The sequence below is a fragment of the Thermobaculum terrenum ATCC BAA-798 genome (assembly GCF_000025005.1).
Taxonomy (GTDB): Bacteria; Chloroflexota; Chloroflexia; order Thermobaculales; family Thermobaculaceae; genus Thermobaculum; species Thermobaculum terrenum.
Genome location: NC_013526.1, coordinates 588,088 through 609,203, shown reverse-complemented (window position 1 = coordinate 609,203; position 21,116 = coordinate 588,088). Strand labels below are relative to the sequence as shown.

Annotated in this window: 19 protein-coding genes and 2 pseudogenes; 9 read left to right on the top strand and 12 right to left on the bottom strand. The window is 64.1% G+C overall.

Annotated elements, in window-relative coordinates:
- Window positions 1-3: 3 nt before the first annotated feature.
- Together TTER_RS15050 and TTER_RS12360 are read right to left on the bottom strand one after the other, a co-directional pair.
- Window positions 4-1,086: a (Fe-S)-binding protein gene (locus TTER_RS15050; RefSeq protein ID WP_012876380.1), complete on the bottom strand. Its 1,083-nt coding sequence runs from the start codon at window positions 1,084-1,086 to the stop codon at window positions 4-6.
- A complete protein-coding gene (locus tag TTER_RS12360) occupies window positions 1,079-2,482 on the bottom strand; it encodes an FAD-binding oxidoreductase (RefSeq protein ID WP_012876379.1) in 1,404 nt (467 codons plus the stop codon). The genes TTER_RS15050 and TTER_RS12360 overlap by 8 nt, the downstream gene beginning before the upstream one ends.
- A 181-nt stretch (window positions 2,483-2,663) precedes the next feature.
- Here TTER_RS12360 and TTER_RS12355 point away from each other — a divergent pair, with 181 nt between their 5' ends.
- From TTER_RS12355 to TTER_RS12330, 7 genes are all read left to right on the top strand, one after another.
- Window positions 2,664-3,608 carry a carbohydrate ABC transporter permease gene (locus TTER_RS12355; RefSeq protein ID WP_012876378.1) on the top strand — a complete coding sequence of 315 codons (945 nt, stop codon included), beginning with the start codon at window positions 2,664-2,666 and terminating at the stop codon, window positions 3,606-3,608.
- Between the two features lie 4 nt (window positions 3,609-3,612).
- Window positions 3,613-4,512 carry a carbohydrate ABC transporter permease gene (locus TTER_RS12350; protein ID WP_012876377.1) on the top strand — a complete coding sequence of 300 codons (900 nt, stop codon included), beginning with the start codon at window positions 3,613-3,615 and terminating at the stop codon, window positions 4,510-4,512.
- Between the two features lie 18 nt (window positions 4,513-4,530).
- Entirely contained in the window at window positions 4,531-5,880 is a 1,350-nt protein-coding gene (locus TTER_RS12345) for an extracellular solute-binding protein (RefSeq protein ID WP_012876376.1), read from the top strand.
- 14 nt (window positions 5,881-5,894) lie between these two features.
- Complete coding sequence (locus TTER_RS15880) at window positions 5,895-6,056, top strand: hypothetical protein (protein WP_169302699.1); 162 nt, start codon at window positions 5,895-5,897, stop codon at window positions 6,054-6,056.
- Window positions 6,050-6,226: a hypothetical protein gene (locus tag TTER_RS15875; protein ID WP_012876374.1), complete on the top strand. Its 177-nt coding sequence runs from the start codon at window positions 6,050-6,052 to the stop codon at window positions 6,224-6,226. Before TTER_RS15880 ends, TTER_RS15875 begins: the two co-directional genes overlap by 7 nt.
- Window positions 6,227-6,325: 99 nt before the next feature.
- Window positions 6,326-7,918, top strand: coding sequence for a glycoside hydrolase family 36 protein (locus TTER_RS15045; protein ID WP_012876373.1), 1,593 nt, complete (start codon window positions 6,326-6,328; stop codon window positions 7,916-7,918).
- A 122-nt stretch (window positions 7,919-8,040) separates the two neighbouring features.
- Window positions 8,041-10,074, top strand: a complete 2,034-nt coding sequence (locus TTER_RS12330) for a glycoside hydrolase family 2 TIM barrel-domain containing protein (RefSeq protein ID WP_012876372.1) — start codon at window positions 8,041-8,043, stop codon at window positions 10,072-10,074.
- 159 nt (window positions 10,075-10,233) lie between these two features.
- On the opposite strand, the gene TTER_RS12325 is transcribed toward TTER_RS12330, so the two are convergent.
- The 6 genes and pseudogenes from TTER_RS12325 to TTER_RS12305 all read right to left on the bottom strand — a co-directional run bounded on the left by TTER_RS12325 (window position 10,234) and on the right by TTER_RS12305 (window position 14,113).
- Window positions 10,234-10,800 carry a response regulator transcription factor gene (locus TTER_RS12325; RefSeq protein ID WP_012876371.1) on the bottom strand — a complete coding sequence of 189 codons (567 nt, stop codon included), beginning with the start codon at window positions 10,798-10,800 and terminating at the stop codon, window positions 10,234-10,236.
- A gap of 9 nt (window positions 10,801-10,809) precedes the next feature.
- Window positions 10,810-11,187, bottom strand: a complete 378-nt coding sequence (locus TTER_RS16125) for a S1C family serine protease (protein WP_241215247.1) — start codon at window positions 11,185-11,187, stop codon at window positions 10,810-10,812.
- Window positions 11,188-11,205: 18 nt separating this feature from the next.
- A pseudogene (locus TTER_RS16420) lies at window positions 11,206-11,580 on the bottom strand (S1C family serine protease); the annotation flags it as partial.
- A gap of 81 nt (window positions 11,581-11,661) precedes the next feature.
- A complete protein-coding gene (locus TTER_RS12315) occupies window positions 11,662-12,567 on the bottom strand; it encodes a S1C family serine protease (protein WP_012876369.1) in 906 nt (301 codons plus the stop codon).
- A gap of 100 nt (window positions 12,568-12,667) precedes the next feature.
- Window positions 12,668-13,153 (bottom strand): VOC family protein, encoded by a 486-nt coding sequence (locus TTER_RS12310; RefSeq protein ID WP_049823071.1) that lies wholly within the window; start codon window positions 13,151-13,153, stop codon window positions 12,668-12,670.
- A gap of 30 nt (window positions 13,154-13,183) precedes the next feature.
- A complete protein-coding gene (locus TTER_RS12305) occupies window positions 13,184-14,113 on the bottom strand; it encodes an aldo/keto reductase (RefSeq protein ID WP_012876367.1) in 930 nt (309 codons plus the stop codon).
- A 96-nt stretch (window positions 14,114-14,209) separates the two neighbouring features.
- On the opposite strand from TTER_RS12305, the gene TTER_RS12300 reads away from it, so the two are divergent.
- Together TTER_RS12300 and TTER_RS12295 are read left to right on the top strand one after the other, a co-directional pair.
- Window positions 14,210-14,962 (top strand): ABC transporter ATP-binding protein, encoded by a 753-nt coding sequence (locus TTER_RS12300; RefSeq protein ID WP_012876366.1) that lies wholly within the window; start codon window positions 14,210-14,212, stop codon window positions 14,960-14,962.
- A gap of 3 nt (window positions 14,963-14,965) precedes the next feature.
- Entirely contained in the window at window positions 14,966-16,552 is a 1,587-nt protein-coding gene (locus TTER_RS12295; RefSeq protein WP_012876365.1) for a putative ABC transporter permease subunit, read from the top strand.
- Here TTER_RS12295 and TTER_RS12290 read toward each other — a convergent pair.
- The 4 genes and pseudogenes from TTER_RS12290 to TTER_RS16415 all read right to left on the bottom strand — a co-directional run.
- On the bottom strand, window positions 16,539-18,638 hold the full coding sequence (locus TTER_RS12290) for an alpha-galactosidase (RefSeq protein ID WP_012876364.1): 2,100 nt from the start codon (window positions 18,636-18,638) through the stop codon (window positions 16,539-16,541). The genes TTER_RS12295 and TTER_RS12290 overlap by 14 nt on opposite strands.
- Window positions 18,639-18,654: 16 nt before the next feature.
- Window positions 18,655-19,350 (bottom strand): thiaminase II, encoded by a 696-nt coding sequence (gene tenA, locus TTER_RS12285; protein ID WP_012876363.1) that lies wholly within the window; start codon window positions 19,348-19,350, stop codon window positions 18,655-18,657.
- A 94-nt stretch (window positions 19,351-19,444) separates the two neighbouring features.
- Window positions 19,445-20,449, bottom strand: coding sequence for a BON domain-containing protein (locus tag TTER_RS16115; protein WP_241215245.1), 1,005 nt, complete (start codon window positions 20,447-20,449; stop codon window positions 19,445-19,447).
- Window positions 20,450-20,587: 138 nt separating this feature from the next.
- A pseudogene (locus TTER_RS16415) lies at window positions 20,588-21,085 on the bottom strand (transporter associated domain-containing protein); the annotation flags it as partial.
- Between the last annotated feature and the right edge of the window lie 31 nt (window positions 21,086-21,116).

The following is a 21,116-nucleotide window of genomic DNA, read 5'->3' as shown; positions in this document are numbered from 1 at the left end:
CGCTCATCCCTCCCAACAGTGTTGTAGCCACTCCACAAGGTCCAACACCCTCAGCTCGGCCCCCGGGGCCACCAGGCGGAGGTTGCGCCGGGCGTAGGGGGAGGTGGTGATCACCGCCTCCACCCCGGTCTCCAGGACCTCCACCAGCCGCCGCCGCGCTATCGCCTCGACGGCCTCGGGATAGGGGTAGCCGAAGGTGGGCCCCGATGGCAGCGCTTGCTCTCGATGATAGCGCAGCTCTCGCAGCTGCGCACCGGTACGCCTGATGAGCTCGCGGGGAGGATCGTACACCCCCAGCCCCCTCCCCAGACGGGAGGAGTCGTGCAGGGTGACCACCCCCTCGTACCTCCAGGGTGGCAGGCCGTCCCCAAGCCCGCACAGCCACTGCGATACGTGCACCACCTCGCACCCGAGCTCTACCCCGAGCTCCGGGCAGATGCGCCGTAGCGCGTAGGCGGCCTCCGCCGAGTCCGCAACCACCAGCCGCGCCCCCAGCGCCTGGAGGCCCCCGGCAACCTCCCTGGCGGCGCGCTCGGCCTCGTCCCACAGCCCCAGGTCGTACAGCTCGTAGCCCGTGGTCACTCCGGCGAGCAGCCCCACCTCCGGGCGCACCCGCTGGGCCACCCGCCGGCAGGCCTCGGCGACCTCGGGCGAGAGCGCCAGGGTGGAGGCGTCCACCAGCAGCACAACCTCCCCGGGCGCCGTCCACCGCTCCAGCTTGCCCCAGGGCGTACCCTCTGAGAGGTAGGCCTCCCTGGCCCGCTCCACGTACTCGGGAGCCAGCCCCCGCCGCACCAGCTCCGCCCTGGCCGCCCGCAGGTAGGGGGTCTCTTCCGGGCAGCCCTCCTCGGAGTAGCGGTACACGGAGAAGGCGCACTGGGCGCCGTCGGTGAGCGCCGCGTACAGCACATCCCCCAGCTCCCTCGACCAGTCCATGTGGCCCGTGAGCACCAGCCACAGCAGCAGCGCCCGCCGCGACACCGTGTGGGCGTGACTGCCCAGCGCCCACACCTCGGGAGTGGCGAAAAGCTCCTGCTCGTGCGCCATGGCGTTGCGCCGGATAGCTTCCCTGTACCTCTCAAGCATCGCCCACCTCCGGGTGCAGCCCCTTGCCGGGGTTCATGATCCCTCCAGGGTCCAGCGCCTGCTGTAGCCGCCACAGCACCCGCAGCCCTGAGGCTCCCCACTCCCTCCCCAGCCACCGCGCCTTGGCCAGCCCCACCCCGTGGTGGTGGGAGAGGCTGCCACCCAGCGACAGGCAAGCCTCGAACGCCGCCTCCAGCACCCGCCAGTAGGTGTGGGCCACCGCCTCCTCGTCCTCGGCCTCCGCGGAGAAGATCATGTACAGGTTGGCCCCCGTCAGATAGGCGTGGGAGAGGTGGCCGTAGACCTTCCCGCGCTCCCCCACCGCCGCCAGCATGGCCTCCCGCATGCCCTCGTAGACCCTGCCTAGGCAGCTCCAGTCGGCCGACACCTCCAGCGCATCGGCCACCCCCCGAGACTCCAGCAGCGGGCGGACCAGTCCCAGGGTGTTGAACCGTCGACTCCACCACAGCTCCGCGGGGCCATCCCCCAGGTCGCTCCACCCTTGCCCCCGGCAGGTCGCCTCTATGTGCTCCACCTCCAGCGCCACCATGTCAGCGTACCCCTCGCAGCCCCACAGCAGCAGGCACTCCCCGGCTCGCCCCCAGGGCTCAAGGTAGGGGGTGGCCTCCACTGCGTCGTACAGCCTCACGATGGCTGGTCGCAGGTCGCGCTGCAGCACGCGTCGCACCGCCTCGAGCCCCCGCTCGAACTCGCCCACGGCGTAGCACCGCCAGCGACGGACCTCGGGCAAGGCGTGCAGCTGGAGAGTGGCCTCGGTGATGATGCCGTAGCACCCCTCAGAGCCCACGAACAGCTGGTCCAGGTCCGGACCCGTGGCCGCGCGGGGCACCCGAGAGGTGCGCACCACCTCGCCATCCGGCAGCACCACCTCCAGCGCCAGCACCATGTCCTCTATCTTGCCGTAGCGGGTGGAGGCCACCCCGGCAGCCCTGTGCGCCAGCCACCCGCCAAGCGTGGAGGCCCGCATCGACTGGGGGAAGTGCCCCAGCGTCAGCCCCCTGGCGTTGAGGCGGTCCTCCAGGTACTGCCCGCTGATCCCGACCTGCGCGCGCACCCATAGCGAGCTCTCGTCCACCTCCAACACCCGCCCCATGCGCTTGAGGTCCACCACCAGGGCCGACCCATCCGCCAGCGCACCTCCCACGATGCCCGAGCCCCCACCATACGGCACCACCGGTACCCGGTGACGCTGGGCCCAGCGCAGGAGCACGGCCACCTGCTCGGTGGTCTCGGGCCAGGCCACGGCCCTGGGCAGCCAGTGAGGCCGACCGAGCACTGCGGCCTTCAGCTCCAGCGGCCAGGCATCGTGCGAGTAGGCCAGCCTGTCCACCAGAGATTCCGATACCTCTAAACCCTCTCTCCTCAGCTCTTCCAACCCTACCTCCAATGACCAGATCTAGCCATCAGGTTACTACACGGGCTCCACGTTGTCAATCATTTAAGAGATATATAATCATATTTCTGATTATATTTGGCTAAAAGAAGCACAAAGTATTGACATAGCGATCAGGCTGTGTTAGAGTCTAGCCAAGACGTAGTGCAAGCAGGGGTTAGATATGGCAGGAGGTATAGCTAAGAGTGGCGGATTCAGAGGTCTGAGGGGCAGGGAGAGCCTGGATGGGCTGCTCTTCGCGGGGCCAGCGATCCTGGGGCTGCTGATCTTCACGGCCTATCCCATCATCTACTCGTTCTACCTGAGCTTCACGGAGTACAACATCATTAGCCCACCGCGCTTCGTGGGGCTCGCCAACTACGAGCAGATGCTCCTCCAGGACCAGCTGTTCCGGACGTCCCTGAAAGCGACGCTCTACTACAGCGTGGTTAGCATCCCAGCTAGCCTGATCCTGAGCTTCCTGGTGGCGCTCTTGATGAACCAGAAGGTGAGGGGCATCGCTTTCTACCGCACGATATGGTACCTGCCCAGCCTGGTACCGGCTGCAGCAGGAGCCGCGCTGTGGAGGTGGATCCTCAACAGGGACTTCGGACTGCTCAACATCATGTTGGGTAACCTGGGCCTGCCCACCCCAGGGTGGCTGATAGAGCCGCGGTGGACGATCCCTTCACTCGTGATGATAGGCCTATGGATGGGCTTGGGGAGCACCATGCTGGTGTTTCTCGCGGGTCTGCAGGGGGTACCCACCCACCTGTACGAGGCGGCGGAGATAGATGGGGCCAACTTCTGGCACAAGTTCCGACACATCACCATCCCCATGATGTCTCCGATCATCTTCTTCAACCTGATTCTAGGGATCATAAACTCCTTCCAGGTCTTCACGATCGTCTACCTTATATACACGCCCACGGGCTCGGGCAGCGCTGGCCCGAGCGACTCGGCACTGTTCTACATGGTGTACCTGTACCGCAACGCCTTCCAGTACTTCAAGGTGGGCTACGCCGCGGCCCTTTCCTGGGTGCTGTTCCTGATCATAGTCGTGCTGACCTATCTGATGTTCAAGTTCCAGCACCGTTGGGTGTATTACGAAGCTGAGAGAGCGGGGTGATGCCATGACCACGGTAAGAACTGCGGAAGGCTACACACAGGCACGCAAGGGCGTGCTCCTGGGCAAGAGGGCTCGGAGGTTGATCGGTAGCGCCATAGCCTACGCGCTGTTGACGCTCGGCGGCCTATTGATGCTGCTGCCCTTCGCCTGGCTGGTGAGCAGCTCGCTCAAGGGGCCCAACGAGATCTTCGTGCTGCCCCCGGAATGGATCCCCAATCCTCCCAGGTGGAGCAACTACACTGAGGTGCTCTCGGCGCTGCCTTTCCTCAGGTACCTGCGCAACACCTTGACGATCACCTTTCTGGCGATGATCGGCCAGGTGACCACCTCGGCGATGGGCGCCTACGCCTTCGCGCGCCTGCGTTGGCCGTGCAGGGACTTCGTGTTCGCGGTCGTCCTGGCTACCATCATGGTGCCCTACACCGTGACCCTGATCCCCACCTTCATCCTGTTCAAGGCGCTGCGCTGGCTGGACACCTTCCTGCCGCTGATCGTGCCCTACTGGTTCGGAGGCGGCGCCTTCTTCATCTTCCTGTTGAGGCAGTTCTTCAGAACCATCCCGCTGGACCTGGACGAGTCCGCGAGGATAGACGGCGCCAGCTCCTGGGTGATCTTCACCCGCATCATACTGCCCCTCTCCAAGCCCGCCCTGGCGGTGGTGACGATCTTCTCCTTCCTATCGCACTGGAACGACTTCTTCGGCCCCCTGGTGTACCTCTCCTCAGCTGACAAGAGGACGCTGGCACTGGGCCTGGCGGCGCTGCAGGGTCTGCAGTGGGGCCGCGACATGACCCATCTGGTGATGGCCGTATCGGTGATCATGATAGCTCCCATCATCTTGCTGTTCTTCCTAGCGCAACGCACCTTCATCGAAGGCATAGTCCTGACAGGCATCAAGGCATAAAACTACAGGAGGAAAGTCATGGCAGGTACTTACAGCAGACGCAGTTTTCTGAAGCAGATGGGGACGCTGGGCGCGACCATCGCGCTGGGGGGAGCCCTGAGCTCCTGTGGCAGCTCGGGTGGTTCGGCCAACACCCCCAGCACGGGCGGCAGCGCCACCCCCATAGCCTCCAGCCCGCCGAGCGGTGGCTCGGCCAGCGGCACAGTGAACTTCTTTGCGAGGGGAGACGAGGCCATCTTCAAGGTCTTCCACAGGCTGCGTGACGAGTTCCAGAAGAGGGAGCCCAACATCCAGGTCCAGATAGAGGAGGTGCCAGGAGACTTCTATCAGAAGTTCCAGCTCAAGCTCGCCAGCGGCACCCCGCCCGACTGCCTGTTCGAGTGCGACTGTACGATAACTTCCTCGATCAGGGCAGGAGCCCTGGAGCCCCTGGACAGCTTCATAGCCAACGACGCCAGGTTCGACAAGAGCGACTACCTGCCCATAGCCTGGTACACCTCAGAGTACGAGGGCAAGACTTATGGCCTGCCCTACGACGGAGGCTCCATGGCGATGTTCTACAACAAGGATCTGTTCAAGCAGGCGGGCATACCACCCCTCAGCCCGGAGGAGCCCATAACCTGGGACCAGCTGTTGGAGTACGGCCGGAAGCTCACGCTCGACCGCAACGGCAAGCACCCAGGCGAGGCCGGCTTCGACCCTCGGCGCATCAAGCAGTACGCCTTCGACCCCCAGGCATCCTGGGTTCCCTGGCTGTGGGTCTGGGGCAACGGAGGCGAGGTAATTACCAAAGACGGCAAGGTACCCCTGGATGAACCCGCGGCCGCGGAGGGCCTACAGTTCGTGGCCGATCTGGGCACCAAGCACTACATCTCCCCAAGCCCTCAGTTCCAACAACAGGGGCAGATCTCCTTCCTCTTCGAGTGGGACGTGGCCCCCTTCCCCAAGGGCAAGGTCAGGGTGTCCACGGGATGGTACTCTCCCCTGTCGATGACCGCCGCGGCAAGGAACAAGGAAGCTGCCTGGAAGTGGATCTCCTTCTGCTGCTCGGAGGAAGGACAGAGGATAGTTGCCGAGCTGGGGCAGAGCGTCCCACCCTTGAAGAAGCTTGCCAACAGCCAGGTGTTCCTCAACCCCAAGGTACCACCAGAGCACAAACAGGTGTTCCTTGATCAGCTGGATCAGAGCATCCTGAGGACGCCGGGAGACAAAATGGGCAAGTACTTCGGAGGCTACGTCGTGGAGTTCCGGGACATATTCAACCCAGCGTGGGATGCGGTGCTCAGGGGCGACAAGCAGGCAGCAGATGCCATGAAGGAGGTGAGACCCAAGCTGGAGAACCTCCTGAAGACCGGGAAGGTCTCCTGAGGGAGCGCTCGGTGGTGGCCGGAGTCCATGCCGAGGCCGACGACGAGCTGGGCAGATACGTCATCGGTAGCACGGCGCTCTCCTTAGAGCTGGTCAGGGATGACCTGGGGCGTCTCAGGCTGGCGAGGGTGGCGTGTGGGGGCGGGGATTGGAGCCCGTCCCCAGTCCGGTGCTGAACGTGTCCGTGGGCTCGCGCGCACTGGACGAGCTGTGCGAGCTGCGTGGGTGGGCGTCGGCGGAGCCATCCGGCGAGCAGGCGCTGCACATCACCGGCCAGCTTGGAGATACCCCCGTTCGCGTCCTGCTGACTTTGAAGGCCTATCCCGATTCGGGTGTCATCAGCTAGGACACAGAGATCCAGAACATCTCCGACCTGCCGGTAGCGATCGGCAATCCCTCCTCCCTGCAGCTGACCTGTAGGCCGACCGGCGACGCTACGCTGAGCGTGCTCAGAGGAGGGGCCTACGACGACGCGCTACCGCCCAAGGGATACGCCCTGCAGACCCTGGACAGGCTGAGCTATAGCCTATCCAGGCCGAGGGTCTACGCCTCCGCAGGGGACGGCAGGTCCACTGGAGAGTTCGTCCCCTGGTTCTGCCTACAAGGAGGCGGCGGTGGGGTCATGGGGGCGCTGCTCTGGTCCGGCCACTGGCGGATGGAAGCTAGGTACACCCCAGCGGGTGCGAGGATGGCGCTGGGACTATCTAACTTCGAACACCTGCTGGCCCCCGGAGGCGCTCTGCAGCTGCCGAGGGCCCTCTTGCTGGGGTTCTCGGGGGACCTGGACGAGGCAGCTAACGCCCTGCGCGTATGGGAGCTAAGGTATCTCGCGCCTCCCATCCCAGAGAACTGGCCCTGGGTACAGTACAACCACTGGTACGCCTACGAAGGGGATATAGACGAGGCTAGGCTGCTGGCCGAGGCGGAGATAGCTGCGCGGGTGGGATGCGAGGTCTTCGTCATAGACGATGGCTGGTTCGCTGGCAGGAGGCCCGATTCCTACGTCTCATGGTGGGGGCAGTGGCGGGAGGACCGCAGCCGCTTTCCCTCGGGCTTGTGGGGCTTCGGCGAGCGCATCAGGCAGCTGGGAATGCGCTTTGGGCTGTGGGTGGAGCCCGAGCGGGTGGACATGCAGGGGGAGGTAGCCACGGAGCATCCCGAGTGGCTGGCGGCAAGAGACGGGGTGCCCATCACCCGTAGATGGGGGGATGAGATCGCGGGGCACCTCTGCCTGGGCAACCCTGATGTCCAGGATTGGATGGCGAGCGAGGTGGTCAGGGTGGTGCACGAGTACGGTGTGCAGTGGCTCAAGTGGGACTACAACATGGGGTACGCCGCCGGATGCAACAGGGAGGACCACGGCCATCAGGCGGGCGATGGGCACTACGCTCACACGATGGGGCTGTACCGAGTGCTGGCCACGGTGCGGGAATCCTGCCCCGGGCTCATCATCGAGAACTGCGCCAGTGGCGGCCACAGGGCAGACCTGGGCATGCTCACTCACTCACACATCCAATGGCTGTCCGACTACACTCACCGGGCTGCGTCTTGTCGGCGGCATGTGCAGGGGGCGGGTTACTACTTGCCGCTGCAGTGGCTCAACGCTTGGGTGCTCGAGGGCGCAGATGCCTACGAGTTCCGCAGCAGGATGGGCGGTGCCTTGGGGATCTCCGCCCGCCTCGGCAGCTGGAGCCAGCAACAGCTGGAGCTGCTCGCCCGAGGGATAGCCGAGTACAAAGCCGTGATAAGGCCGCTGCTCTCCGGGCACAGGTCCCTCCTGAGCTCTCCCTGGCATGAAGGCTGGGACGTGTGGCAGCTCTGCCACCCACGCTCGGGAGAGTTCACCATCCTGGCCTTCCGAGACCCATCGGCCATAAGTAGCGTTAGGGTCGCTCCTAGGAGCATCTCTCCTGAGGAGGACTACATCCTAATGAATCTGGACACCGGAGAATCCTTCCAGATGCACGGTAAGGGGCTGCTGGAGATCTCTGTGGCTAGACATGCTAGCGTGCTCCTAATAGGTAAGCTGGTATCGTGAAGTTTTTACACGAGCGCTTCCACGGTAGTTTTGTCTAAATAGTCTTATTGCATATAGAATATACACTACGTAGTGCATACCCTCTCCATCCTAGGATTGAGACCGTGATCGGGAGGTACAGCATGGATACATCACACAAACTGTCAAGGCGGGATTTCCTAAAGGCCAGTGCTGGCGCTGCCGGTACCTTAATGGCGCTGTCTTTAGCCCAAGCTCGTGCGATGAGGGCTGTACAGCAGCGCGAACCTATGCGTACGGAAGTTCGAGATATAGACGGCACACCGGTCGTGTTTCAGTATGGTCAGCCAGTACCGTCGTTTGACACTTGGAGGGAGAGGGAGCCGTGTCGAGAGTACATCGACCTCAACGGCCTATGGAAGTTTCGGTTCGATCCAGCAGATGATGGGCTGTCGAAGGGTTGGCATACTCCAGGCCACGATGACTCGGGTTGGCATAGAGTGCAGGTACCGCTACCCTGGGATCTGTATGATACTCCCAACTTCGGGTCATATGATGGTAGCAGATACGGCACTGGCACAGCCTTCTACGATGGCTATGCCTGGTATAGGAAGCAAGTCCATGTTCCAGCTAATTGGAGTAACAAGATCGTCCGGCTGTTCTTTTTGGGCGCTAACTATAGGACTTGGGTATACATCAACGGCCAGTTGGTGGGTGTGCACGAGGGAGGACACACACCATTTGCCCTAGACATTACTACCCACATCCTCAAGGGGGAAAACACTATCGCCGTTAGGGTATATAGGAGGCCGTGGTGGAGCTCCTACGATCCCTCAGTGCCTAATCCAACACCCATTACTGACGATCGAGAGTTACCCTACAAACCTGTTGACTACTGGCCGTATGCGGGGCTAATCAGAGATGTCTACATAGAAGCTACGTCGCAGATCAACATAGTGAAACTACTCACTGCCACGAGCGCAAGCACGCTAGATCTCAGGGTCATAGTACAGAACAACAGCCATAAGCACCTCACTAGAACGTTATCTGTAGACCCCGGCGAGGGGACTGGAGCAGCGCCCCAGTCGAGAGTTATACAGCTGTCGCCTAATCAGGTGACGGCCGTCCAGTTCACATTCGAGCTACCAAGCGCTACGCCGTGGGATACGGCCCACCCTATACTCTATCGATTGGTGGCCACGCTCTATCCTGGGAGAGGGGATAGAGGGGTGGAGAATCGACGTCCTCCTGAGGATAGTCTGTCCGTGCGTTATGGCGTGCGAAGCGTGGAGGTGCGCAATGGCAGGTTGCTGCTCAACGGTAGACCAATATTCCTGAAAGGGGTTAACTGGCATGAAGAGACGGCAGAGCGTGGGCGATCGCTAACGCTCGAGGAGTACGACAGAGAGCTAGGATTAGTCTTGGATACGCATGCTAACTTTATAAGAAACTGTGTCTACAACCGCCACCCTTATGTGTACGAGTTCGCCGATACACATGGTCTGCTTGTGCTCGATGATATAGACAACATGTGGCTCGACACAGCACAGGAGGACCTGCAGACCCAGAGTTATGGATTATCTCGGGCCTTAGCACTGATGATGGCCTGGAACCAGGCAAACCATCCATCAGTGATCATGTGGTGTCTGCAGAACGAATCACAGATCTGGGCGGACACTCAGGTCTACAGAGAGTGGATCAGGGACATGAAGGAGGCGGTGCAGAGCATCGACTTGCAGCACAGACCCGTGACTTGGGCCTCTTCCAGCAGCTGGGATCCAGCGTTCGATCTTGCGGACGTCATAGGATTCAATGAGTACTTCGGGTACTTCTATGGTCAGGATTCCGATCTTGGGCCAGTCCTTGACGCCGTACATGCCTCGTATCCCGACAAGCCCATTCTCATTACAGAGAACGGTACCTGGTCCATCTACGGTGATCACGGATCCGCGGAACAACCAGGCACAGAGGAATGGCATGCTGCCAAGTTCCTAGCACATTGGCAGCAGGTGATGGATCCAAGCAGGCTAGGCTTCATAGCTGGATATACGTTCTGGTTGCTTAAGGACTACAAGGAGCTTATGACCTATAATCGCAACCTGAACGGCATCTCGACCATGGGTTTGGTCACGTTCGATACGGAAGCCCACAGGTTGGTCTACAACGAGTTCAAGGGAGCTGCCAATCCGCTGCCATAAACTTTCGAAAGGCATCTACGGTGAGCCTTACTTCGTTTCGTGTCTGATTTCCATGGTAAGCTTCTCTGCCTCTATCAGAGGAGATCGCGGCATAAGGGAAGCGATGGGTGTTGGTAGCCCGTAGCCTCCGTACAGCTTACCACACGTAGCGACCTAAGATTACAGGAATAGGAGGCCCTTGCGGGCGGCGATCGCCACGGCCTCCGCTCGGCTGGAGGCTCCGAGCTTTGCGAGGATGGAACCCACGTGGAACTTCACCGTGTGCTCGCTGATGCCCAGCCTCGCGGCTATGGCCTTGTTCGGTAGTCCGTCAGCCATGAGGGCCAGCACCTCGACCTCCCGCTGCGTCAAGGGGACCTCCTCGGGCTCGCGCCGGACTATACGAGCTGCCAGGGTGGGCGCGACCACGGAGAGCCCACTGGCGACTGCCCTGACTGCGGCGATCACCTCCTCCACGGAGGCATCGCGCGGGAGGAAGCCCACCGGATGGCCGCTCCCCAGTAGATCGGCCTCCAGCCTATCACCAAGGATAATCAAGCCTTGCTCCACGCCAGGAGGATGACCTCCCTCGGGGGCATCTAGCAGGAGCACGTCCACCCCCGCGGAGGCCACAGCCCCTGGGTCTTCACCCTCGGCCACGACCTCCACCTCCGGCTGGCCCGATAGCATCGCCCTCAGGCCAGCCCTCAGCGCTGGGTAGGGGGACACCAGACCGACCCTGATCATCGGCAGCCCTCAGGCCGCGGTCCGGAGGTCCGGCTCGAGCTCCAAGAGGATCGCTCTCCCGTCCCTGAGCAATCTCACCCGCAGGGGAGAGGAGGATGAGGTCCTGAGCGCCCGCTCGAGATCCCCTACGCTCCGGACATCGCGGTCGTTGACGGCCAGCAGCAGGTCGAAGCGCTGGATACCGGCACGCTCGGCCGCACTCCCAGGCTCCACACCTACGACCATGACGCCGCCCACGGGAGCATCGACCACCCGCACGCCGAGGAAAGCCCTGGGACGGAACGCTTCCTGAAGGAAGGCGGTCACCTCTGCCGAGGGGACGGCGAGCGACAGGCCGGGCGTGATCACCATCGAGTTGAGCCCGATGACCTTGCCGCCAACGTCCACCAGCGGCCCCCCGGAATTGCCCGGCACGAGCGACACGTCCGACTGGATGAACGACAGGGGGCTGCGCAGCGCGCTCACGGGCCCCACAGCCGTCACCACCCCGGCGGTGATCACGTCCCTCACGCCAAAGGGGGACCCAGCCGCCAGCACGAGCTGGCCCACGCGCACCGAGCCGGAGTCGCCCACCTCCACGCTGGGCAAGTCCCGCAAGGGTATGGAGAGCGCGGCCAGGTCCCGCCTGGTGTCCCTCGCCAGGAGAGTACCCCGCACCTCCTCGCCGGACCGCGTCCGGACCTCGGCCTCCTGCTGGGGCACGACGTGGCTGTTAGTCACCACCAGGCCGCTGGGCGCCCAGATGATGCCTGAGCCCACCCCGTGGCGGGAACGTATCATCACCACACGATCGAGTAGTCTCTGCGATAGCTCAGCGGCCTCATCCGAGGCCGCAAACACGGACCACCTACCAAGCATCGCCTAGCTCCTTTCCCCAGGCACCACCTGGAGCTCCGTCAGCTGGCCACCTCTTAAGACCCTGATGGGCACTGGCCGCCCCACCCTGTCGTGGGTGAGGAGAGCCTGCAGGTCCTCGGGACCGGAGAGCTCCGCGTTATCGAACGCCAGCAGCACGTCTCCTAGCAACAGCCCAGCCCTATCCGCCGGAGACCCGGGCTCCACCCCCACCAGCAGCAGCGCTCTCCCCTGGCTGAGCCCCAGGCGGGCCCTGAGCGATTCGTCGATCGCCACTGGCTGGGTGGCTATACCCAGGTAGCCCCTCTTGACGCCCCCGCTGGCCAGCGCCTCCACCAGCCTCTGCGCCGTAGCCGCCGGCAGGCCGAATCCCGCTCCGCCGCTCAGATGCCAGCTGTTGATCGCCACCAATCGGCCCCGCACGTCCACCAGCGGCCCACCTGAGAAACCGGGGTAAAGCATCGCGTCGCTGCGCACATAGGCATCCAGCACGCCCCCGGTGGCGGTGCGCCAGCGCCCACCCAGGGCGCTTACCACGCCCAGCGAGGCCATGAGTCCCGAGGGCCTGCCCAGGGCCAGGGCTATCTGCCCTACGCGTACCTCGGACGGATCTGCGAGCACAGGGGATGCGAGCCCCTCAGCCTCTACCGCCAACAGCGCCAGGTCCGCGCCGGGGTCGCGCGCTAACAGCCGGGCTCGATGGGACTCCCCGTTGGGCAACGTCACGCGGATGTCCTCCTCTCGCTCCAGGGTGTGGTCAGCGGCGACTATCCTGCCGTCCGCCGACCACACTATCCCCGAGGCCGGGTGCCCACGACGCGCGTCCACCCGCACCACCCACGTGCCGGCGGCCTCCACCACGTCCGCCAGCTGGTCGGATAGCTCCGCCAAAGCGCCTTGCTTCTCTGCCATGATAGATCACCTCCTTGAGTCCTTGCCTCAAGGATAGCCCGCGGGAGATGGCAGGGGTATCCCTCGTTCGGCTAGGGGAGCACCTACCCGTTCTTCCAGGTTATGGGCTGGTAGGAAGGTCCTCCAGCAGCTCGATGATCGCCCCGGAGTCTTCCAGATAGGCGTAGCGTCCGCCGGTGTAATCCCCTCGCTGCAGAAGCGACAGCCCCTTAGCCTCCAGCGCGGCGATCACCTCCTCCATATCCTGCACGCGGAACGCCACGTGATGGATGCTCTCCCCATGCGTCTGCAAGTGATCCTGCCAGGTGCTGGGGCCGTCGATGGGCTCTATCAGCTCGAGGTCTACCTGCCCTAGATGGAAGAAGGCCAGCTTGGCGCGGGCCGGAGTCGGTGCCCCGCGATACTCGGTGTGCGCCTGTTCCCATGGGGCTGTCACGATCACCTCGGGCATTGGGCTGCCCAGCAGCGCCGCCCAGCGGCGCGCCGCCTTCTCTATGTCCTTCACCACCATGCCCACCTGCACGATGGGCCCTAGCGCGCTCACGTCCGACAACTTCTCACCTCCCAACGATGCTATGATCGACATTGTCTCACGAGAGGGGTGAGCGGGGCAACGCTACGCCAAGTTCTCCCCAGGAGGCACTATACGGTCCAGCTCCTCTAGTTCCTCCTGGGATAGTTGCCAGCTCGCAGCTGCCACGTTGTGCTTGACCTGCTCGGGACTGGTCGCGCCGGCTATGACCGAGGCCACGGCCGGGCGGGAGAGCAGCCAGGAAACGGCCAGATCCAGCACGGTGCGTCCCCTTGCCTCGGCAAAGGCGATCAGCGCCTCGACCCTCTCCAAGACCTCGTCGCGCAGCGACTCTGGCCTGGATGCCAGCCTGGTGCCCTCGGGAGGGGGCTGTCCTTTGCGGTACTTACCAGTCAGCAGGCCGCTCGCGAGCGGGAAGTAAGGCAGGAACGCCAAGCCCAGGCGCTCGCACTCCCCCAGCACCTCGCGTTCTGCCTCCCTGTGGAGCAGGTTGTAGTGGTTCTGCACGCTCACAAAGCGCGCTGTGTTGGCGCTTCTCGCGGCATCCTCGGCCTCCCTCAGCTGCTGGGCAGAGAAGTTGGAGCAGCCTATCTCCCGCACCTTGCCCTCGCGCACCAGCTGGTCTAGCGCAGCCAGCGTCTCCTCGATCGGCACGCTCGGGTCCGGCCTGTGCAATTGATAGAGGTCGATGTAGTCGGTGCGCAACCTGCGCAGGCTGGCCTCCACCGCCACCCGCACATATGCTGCGCTGGCTCCCTGGCCCTGGCCCTCCATAGGGTTGCCAAACTTGGTGGCGATCACCACCTGCTGCCGCCTGCCCTCCAACGCACGCCCTATGAACTCCTCGCTCTGTCCACCACCGTACACGTCAGCGGTGTCCAGGAAGTTGATCCCCGCGTCCAGCGCGGCGTCAATCACCCTCTTGGTGCCCTCGTAGTCCAGCCTGCGGCCGAAGTTGTTGCATCCCAGGCCTACCACAGATACCCCCAAGCTTCCTATCCTGCGAGTCTCCATAAGCCCTCCTTGGTTTTTGCGGCCCTTACAGCCAGATGCATGCCACGCTGCCAGTATGTACAATAGCTACGATCTGGTTACGCTCGGAGGTAGACCTTGGAAGGGGCAGTATTGGCGCAGGGGTTGACCAAGCGTTACGGCCGCAACCTCGCGGTGGACGGCATCGACCTGGTGCTGAGGGAGGGCGAGATAGTCGGCCTGCTGGGACCTAACGGCGCGGGGAAAACCACCACGGTCGGGATGCTCACCGGCCTGCTGCGACCGACCGCCGGTCGCGTGCGCATATGCGGCCACGACCCGGAGAGGGAGCCGATCGTGGTCAAGAGGCTGATCGGCTACGTGCCGGACGAGCCCTACCTTTATGAGAAGCTCACCGGCAGGGAGTTCGTCACCCTCATGGCTGAGCTGTACAGGGTGAGGGGGCCAGTAGCTGCCATGGTAGATGAGCTGCTAGAGCGCTTCGGGCTGAGGGAGGTCGCTGACTCGCAGATCGGGAGCTACTCTCGGGGCATGCGGGAGAAGGTCGCGCTATGCGGGCAGCTCGTCCACCAGCCACAGGTGCTGTTCCTGGATGAGCCCACCGTTGGCCTCGATCCCCGCAGCGCGCGCCTGCTAAAGGACACGCTCCGGGCGATGGCTGACGAGGGCCGCACCGTGCTGATCTGCACGCACATCCTGGAGATGGCAGAGCAGATCTGCGACCGGGTGGCCATCTTGGACCGCGGCAGGATAGTAGCGCAGGGATCGTTGGAGGAGCTGAGGGATGCCGCCAGGGCCGGAGAGGACGCGACCCTCGAGGACGTCTTCCTGCGGTTGACGCAGGAGGCGGAGGGCGTGCCGGAGGCCTAGGCCATGTGGCACTATATGCGGACCTTGCTGACTCTAAGGATCAAGATGCTCCTCCGCCCATCCCCCCGGCAGGACTCCCGCAGGCCCTGGCTGGGGCTTGTGAGCTCAGCAGTCGCGGTGCTGTGCGTGGCCGCCGCAGTGCTGCTCGTCATCGTATCGCTCTTCGGGGAGGCACAAAGCGGGGGCTACCTGCGAACTTTCCTCCTGTGGTGCTCGACCGCCGGCGTGACGTTCCTATTCCTTATGGCCGTACCCGCGCTGCTAGAGTCGCTGACGACGAAGGGAGATCTGCGATTGCTCCTCCTGACGCCGGTAGCCTCCTGGTGGGTGGTGTTGGAGAAGCTGATAGCATCCTACCTGCGGTTGCTGGGCCTGGCGTTGCTGCCCTCGGCGCTGGTTGTCGCCGGGCTCGGGTTGACGTTCGACCACCCGTGCAGTTACTGGCCGCTGGCTATGCTCGCAGTCCTGCTGCTGCCAGCGGCGCCGCTGGCAGCAGCGACGCTGCTGACGGTGGCGGTGCTGCGGTGGATCCCTCCTGCTCGGGCAAGGGCGATCGCCTCCCTGTTGGGTGCTGGGCTGGGGCTGGCGTATTACGCGGGCTCGCAGCTGTTGGCCCAGAGGGCTGTCGAGATCCTTGGCTCGGGGGCAGTGCTCGAGTGGCTTGGACGCCTGCCAACGAGCTGGCCTGGGCAAGCGCTCGCTCTGGCTCTACAGGGAGACGAACTGAGGGCTGCCGCCTACCTGCTGGGGACCGCCGTGACCTCCGCGGCCGCCGGAGCGCTGGGGCTCTGGCTCTCCGTACGGGTGTTTGAGTTGGGCTGGGCGTCCTTCCAGGAGGTAGCCACCAGCACGCGGTCGCATAGATCCGGGCGTGATCGCGCGGGTGCTCGCCCTCCCTGGTGGTCGCTAGCCTCCAAGGACTGGAAGGAGCTGCGCAGGGATCCCCAGCACTTGGTGGGGCTGCTGTATCCGCTGGTGATCTTCGGCGCTGGCGTCTACCGTAGCCTGGCGGTAGCCTCCACCAGGGGTGAGGGGTGGCCGATCTTCGCGACGATAGACATGGGCATGTACTTCATGATCATGACGCTTGCGCAGCCAAGTATCAACCGGGAGGGGAGGAGGCTCTACCTCCTGACCCTTTGCCCCCTGTCACCGAGGGAGATCTTCGTGGGCAAGTGGCTCTACGCGGCCGTACCTCCCCTTGCCCTGGCAGCGGCCCTTGACATCGCGTACGGGCTGTGGGCTGGCCTGCACCCACTGGCGACCATCTACATGCTGCTCATCACTACGTTGCTGGCTGTGACGCTGGCTGGCGTTCTGCTCTGGGTGGCTGTCAGGTGGCCGCGCCTCGACTGGCAGGACGCTGGACGACAGGTCAGCTTCGTGGCCAGTGCGGTGGGCGGCTTGGCAGGGCTAGGGGTGCTGGCGGCCGTGGCGCTGCCTGCCCTGGGCGCGTTATGGCTGTGGGACACCCACCCGCTGCTCGCGCTGCCTTTGGGAGCGCTGCCGCTGGCGACGAGCGGGTTGGCTATCATGGTCCTGCTGGCCCTGGGACCGCTCCAGCTGGAGCGGCTGCTCAGCCCCTCCTGAGCCAGAGCAGCTCGCTCGCCCAGTCTCCCCAAAGCGGCAGCTCGAGGCCGTGGGCCATCAGTACGTCACCCCTGAGCTTGACTCCCAGAGGCTCGACCTGGTACGTGGCATCGGGGTCAAGTCCTAGCAGCCGCACCCTCGGCATGGGATCCATCAATCTGTGCACGGGCCTCAGCACGAAGCACACCGACTCCCCACGCTCTGGGGACACGTACTGCACGGCAGTCACGTCCCCCTTGCGAGGGGAGGACAGCCTGTACTGGTCACCGAACTGCACGATGTGCCTGATCTCCTTGTACCTGGCTACCAGCCTACGAGCCTCCTCCAGCTCCGGCTCAGACCACTTCAGCAGGTTGCCACCGATGCCCAGCCCCCCCATCATCGCGCAGTGGAAGCGAAAGCGCAGCGGCACGGCGCGGTTGGAGAAGTGGGAGGGAGAGTCCGTCACCCAGCACATCATCGTCCGGGCGCAGTAGGCCATGGAGTAGCCCTCCTGGATCCACAGGCGGTCGTAGGCGTCGGTGTTGTCGCTCGTCCATACCTGGTCGGTAAGCGCCATGATCCCCAGGTCCACCCTGCCTCCGCCCCCTGAGCAGGACTCAAACGCGACGCGTGGGTGCCGCTCCCGCAGGGTGCGCAGGATCCGGTAGACGGCCTGCACATGCCGCACCCACACCTCCCGCTGCCGCTCCGGCGGCGCATCGGGCCAACCAGGCTCCGAGAACGGGCGGTTCATGTCCCACTTGATGAAGTCGATGTCGTACTCCGACAGGAGCTTGTCCAGCACGCTGGTGATATGTTCCTCGACTTCCGGCCGAGCCAGGTTGAGCACCAGCTGGTTGCGGCTCTCCGTGCGTGGCCTCTTCGGGAAGTGATACACCCAGTCAGGATGGGCTCGGTACAGGTCGCTGTCCGGATTGACCATCTCAGGCTCCACCCACAGCCCGAACGCCATCCCAAGGTCCTTCACTCTCTGTATGAGGGGACCCAACCCCTGGGGGAACTTCTTGGGGCTGGGGGTCCAGTCGCCCAACCCAGCGCGGTCGCTGTCGCGGGCGCCGAACCAGCCGTCATCCACCACGAACAGCTCGACCCCCAGCGAGGCGGCTATCTCCGCCAAGCGGGACTGGTTCTCCTCGTTGATGTCGAAGCCCGTGGCCTCCCAAGAGTTGTACAGCACCGGCCGTGGCTGGGAGGCGAACTCCCTGGGCAGCACCCTCTCCCGCTCGAACCTGTGCAGGACGCGGCTCGCATCCCCCAGCCCCCCGGAGGTGAAGCCGCCGAAGAATGAGGGGGTTCGGAAGCTCTCGCCTGGCCCCAACCGCCAAGCGAAGTCAAAGTCGTTGATGCCGCCGGAGACCTGAACCCTGCCAGTGGTGTCGGCCTCGACCGCCAGCTTCCAGTTGCCGCTCCAGGCCACGGCCCCGAACCAAACCTCGCAGCTCTCCTCGAGGGGTTTTCCCCGGGTGATCGCGTACCACGGGTTGGCGAAGTGGCTGGTGTGTCCCCTGCGGCTCTCGAGCACCTTCTTGCCCGGGGTCACGGGCTCCTCTATGACCTGGGTCTCCGCGCCCCAGCGGCCGGCGAGGTGCACCAGGGTATAGCCCCCTCCCGGGGGCAGGTGCCAAGCGGCGGAGAGCACCTCCTCCAGCTGCACCGGCTCCCCCGACTCGTTGACCACCTCAGCGTACCTCTCGAGGAGGTCATAGCCCTCGTGCAGCCCATAAGCCAGCCTCACCAGCAGTGGGTAAGCTGGATCCCGCAAGGTGATCTCCAGCCAGCTGACACCCTCCTCCTCCCAGATCCTGTGCGAGGAGTACTCCAGCAAGGCTCCCCTGCTGCCGTCTGCAAACGAGAGCTTCAGGCACGGCTCCTCAAAGTACAAACCTCCCCATGCCGGGTACTCCAGTCCCAAGTTTCCCATGAATGGGCCAGTGAATTTGGCAGCCCGCCCCAATACATCCGCATCCGTCAAAAGGGAGCCGAAGTGTAGGTGACGCAGCTGGCCCTCCTCGTCGCGCCGCAGCGCGTAGCAGAACCTCTGCCCCGCTATCCACCAGGTACCATCTCTCTCAACGATAGGCATCTCATCCTCCTCCGTGCTAGATTGGCCATCGCTCCAGTTTGTATGCCATATCCCAGAACATGTACTCCATGCGGCAGCTGGTCAGGAAGTACTCCGCCATACGGGCGCGCTCCTCCTCGCCGGTGCCCTCTGCCCATCGTGCTATCCTCTCCCCGAACTCGCCGCAGATGTCACCTACGGTGGGGCTAGCGTAGAACTCTATCCATTCCTTGAATGGATGGGAAGCATCCGGGGCCACCTCGGCCTGCAGCCGCCGGCCGATCTCCCAGTAGGTCAGCGGACAGGGATACAGCGCGCACAGCAGCTCCCCAAGGGTCCCGCTATGAGCTACGTAGAGCATATGGCGGGTGTAGCTGTGGGCGGTCGGCGCCAGCTCCGCGTCCCTGGCCAGCTCCTCGAGCGAGCAGCCAGCTACCCGGGCGAAGTTGTTGTGGGGGTGATGCTCGCTGTCCAGGATGAAGCCTATCTGGCCGTTGAAGAAGGCTATGTCCTCCCGACGCCGGCTCTTAGCTATGGCCAGGCCGTACACCTGGCAGAACACTGTGAGGTACTGAAAGTCCTGGCGGACGTAGTGCGCCAACTGTTCGCTAGTTAGCTCGCCGCGTGCGATCCCTTGCACGAACGGGTGCTGATAGATCGACTCGAACAGGGGCTCGGCCCGCCTGCGCAGCTCGCCAGCGTATCCCAGGTAGGCTCGATGCTCTTGCTCCATAGAGCAACTCCTCCCAACATGTAGCAGGTTCGTCCTAGCATCATAGCAGGCTTACACCCAAGCTGTGAACCCCGCGAGCTTGGTGATCGGGATCTCAGGACTTGGGTTCGACCCGCAGCAGGTTGTTCACCCCCTGCACCCCTGGTACCCGGCGAGCTATCTCGGCGACCACCTCTCGCTCGGCATCCGAGGAGACTACCCCCTCCAGCTCCACCGCCCCCAGCAGGGAGGTCACCTTCAGGTCGCGCACCGTCACCCTGGAATCCCCCTCGATTGCCTTGGCTACCTCCTGGGTGATCTCCTCGTCGGCGAAGAGGCCGTTGTCGACCCCAAGCACGCCCCTCACCCGCCAGGCCAGCTCCTCCGCTGCCTGGCGCAGCTCCCGCGTCCGCACGTGTCCCCGCAGCCTGACAATGCCCTCGTCCACCTCCACGTGCACAGCGTAGAAGTCGACGCCCTCGAACCGAGGGTCCTCCCTCAGCGCCTGGTAGACCTCCCCCAGGATCTCCACGTCGGGCCTGTACTCCGGCAGGAGCTCCACCTCGTCGCAGCTCACTCCCAGCTCGATCTCCTCCGGGGTGATCCGCGTAGCCCAGGAGAGGGGCACGATGATGTCCCTCGGGGCCAGCATGCCAGCCAGGCCCCGCCGGACCACCACGTGGGTAGCGCCCCCGAAAGACCTGTCGAACAGCACGAGGTCCACCCTCCCCACGGTCCCTCCATCGCACCTGACAACGGTTCTGCGGGTGATCTCCACACCCGTGAAGGCGGTGCCATGGTTGGCCGTGGGCCTGTGTCCCAGCTCCTGGGGCACACCTTCCAGGGAGTACACCGCTTCTTCCTGGGAGTAGGCCGTGCGCTCCGAGCTCCAGCCCCCGGCGACCCCCACGTACGCGCGGGGGTCGTAGGTCGAAAGCTTGCGGCTGGAGCACTCCTCACGGAGGAAGATGTAACCCTCCTCCTCGCGCTCCACCAGGTCGATCGGTACCAGCCGCTCCACGTCGTCCCGGCCACGCACCACGAGCTGGCTGATCTTGCCGGCCACGGGATCCACCACCACCTTGGAGAGCGCGCCGATGGTATCCGCGCCGCAGACCACATCCCGGCCGATGCGGAGTTCCAGCCTCCGTCGGTCTCCTTGTGGGGGCTGGGGATAGCGACTGCCCGCCAAGGACGGCACCTCGACCCGCAGCTCCCTAATCCGGGCGCCCTCCATGGCGAGCACCTCGATCCGGACGCCGGGCAGCTCGAGCACGTCCCCCTCTCGGGGGACCCTGCCCAATCGCTCGTACACGAGCCCTCCGAGCGACACGAAGTCCTCATGGGGCATCTTGATCCCGAGGGCTCGCTCGACATCCGCTATCCCGGTGCTTGCGCGGACTATAGCCACGCCGGGACGCACGACGCGCACCAGCCGCTCGTCCTCCCGGGAGTACTCGTCCGGCAGAGGGCCGGTGAGCTGCTCGAGGACGTCCTCCTGGGTGGCGATGCCCGCGAGTCCTCCCCTTTCATCCACAGCCATCACCAGCTGGCTCCTCTGGGTACGCATCACCTCTATCACCTCGGGCAGGGGCAGCGACTCCGGCAGCATCGGGCAGCCGCGCGCGAGGTCGCCAGCCCGCGCCTCCTCGCCGCGCACCAGCGCCCCCAGCACATCCAGCGCGTGCACCACACCCCTTGGGTCGTCGATCGATTCCCGGTACACCACGAGCCTGCGCCTGCCATGCGTCAGCATCTTCTCGGCCACCTCTTGCAGCGAGGAGCTC

What these genes read in the sequence shown, in the direction of transcription:
- TTER_RS15050 (WP_012876380.1), bottom strand. Translation starts at nt 1,086, where the DNA reads ATGCTTGAGAGGTACAGGGAAGCTATCCGGCGCAACGCCATGGCGCAC.
- TTER_RS12355 (WP_012876378.1), top strand. Translation starts at nt 2,664, where the DNA reads ATGGCAGGAGGTATAGCTAAGAGTGGCGGATTCAGAGGTCTGAGGGGC.
- TTER_RS12350 (WP_012876377.1), top strand. Translation starts at nt 3,613, where the DNA reads ATGACCACGGTAAGAACTGCGGAAGGCTACACACAGGCACGCAAGGGC.
- TTER_RS12345 (WP_012876376.1), top strand. Translation starts at nt 4,531, where the DNA reads ATGGCAGGTACTTACAGCAGACGCAGTTTTCTGAAGCAGATGGGGACG.
- TTER_RS12330 (WP_012876372.1), top strand. Translation starts at nt 8,041, where the DNA reads ATGGATACATCACACAAACTGTCAAGGCGGGATTTCCTAAAGGCCAGT.
- TTER_RS12325 (WP_012876371.1), bottom strand. Translation starts at nt 10,800, where the DNA reads ATGATCAGGGTCGGTCTGGTGTCCCCCTACCCAGCGCTGAGGGCTGGC.
- TTER_RS12315 (WP_012876369.1), bottom strand. Translation starts at nt 12,567, where the DNA reads ATGGCAGAGAAGCAAGGCGCTTTGGCGGAGCTATCCGACCAGCTGGCG.
- TTER_RS12310 (WP_049823071.1), bottom strand. Translation starts at nt 13,153, where the DNA reads ATGTCGATCATAGCATCGTTGGGAGGTGAGAAGTTGTCGGACGTGAGC.
- TTER_RS12305 (WP_012876367.1), bottom strand. Translation starts at nt 14,113, where the DNA reads ATGGAGACTCGCAGGATAGGAAGCTTGGGGGTATCTGTGGTAGGCCTG.
- TTER_RS12295 (WP_012876365.1), top strand. Translation starts at nt 14,966, where the DNA reads ATGTGGCACTATATGCGGACCTTGCTGACTCTAAGGATCAAGATGCTC.
- TTER_RS12290 (WP_012876364.1), bottom strand. Translation starts at nt 18,638, where the DNA reads ATGCCTATCGTTGAGAGAGATGGTACCTGGTGGATAGCGGGGCAGAGG.
- tenA (WP_012876363.1), bottom strand. Translation starts at nt 19,350, where the DNA reads ATGGAGCAAGAGCATCGAGCCTACCTGGGATACGCTGGCGAGCTGCGC.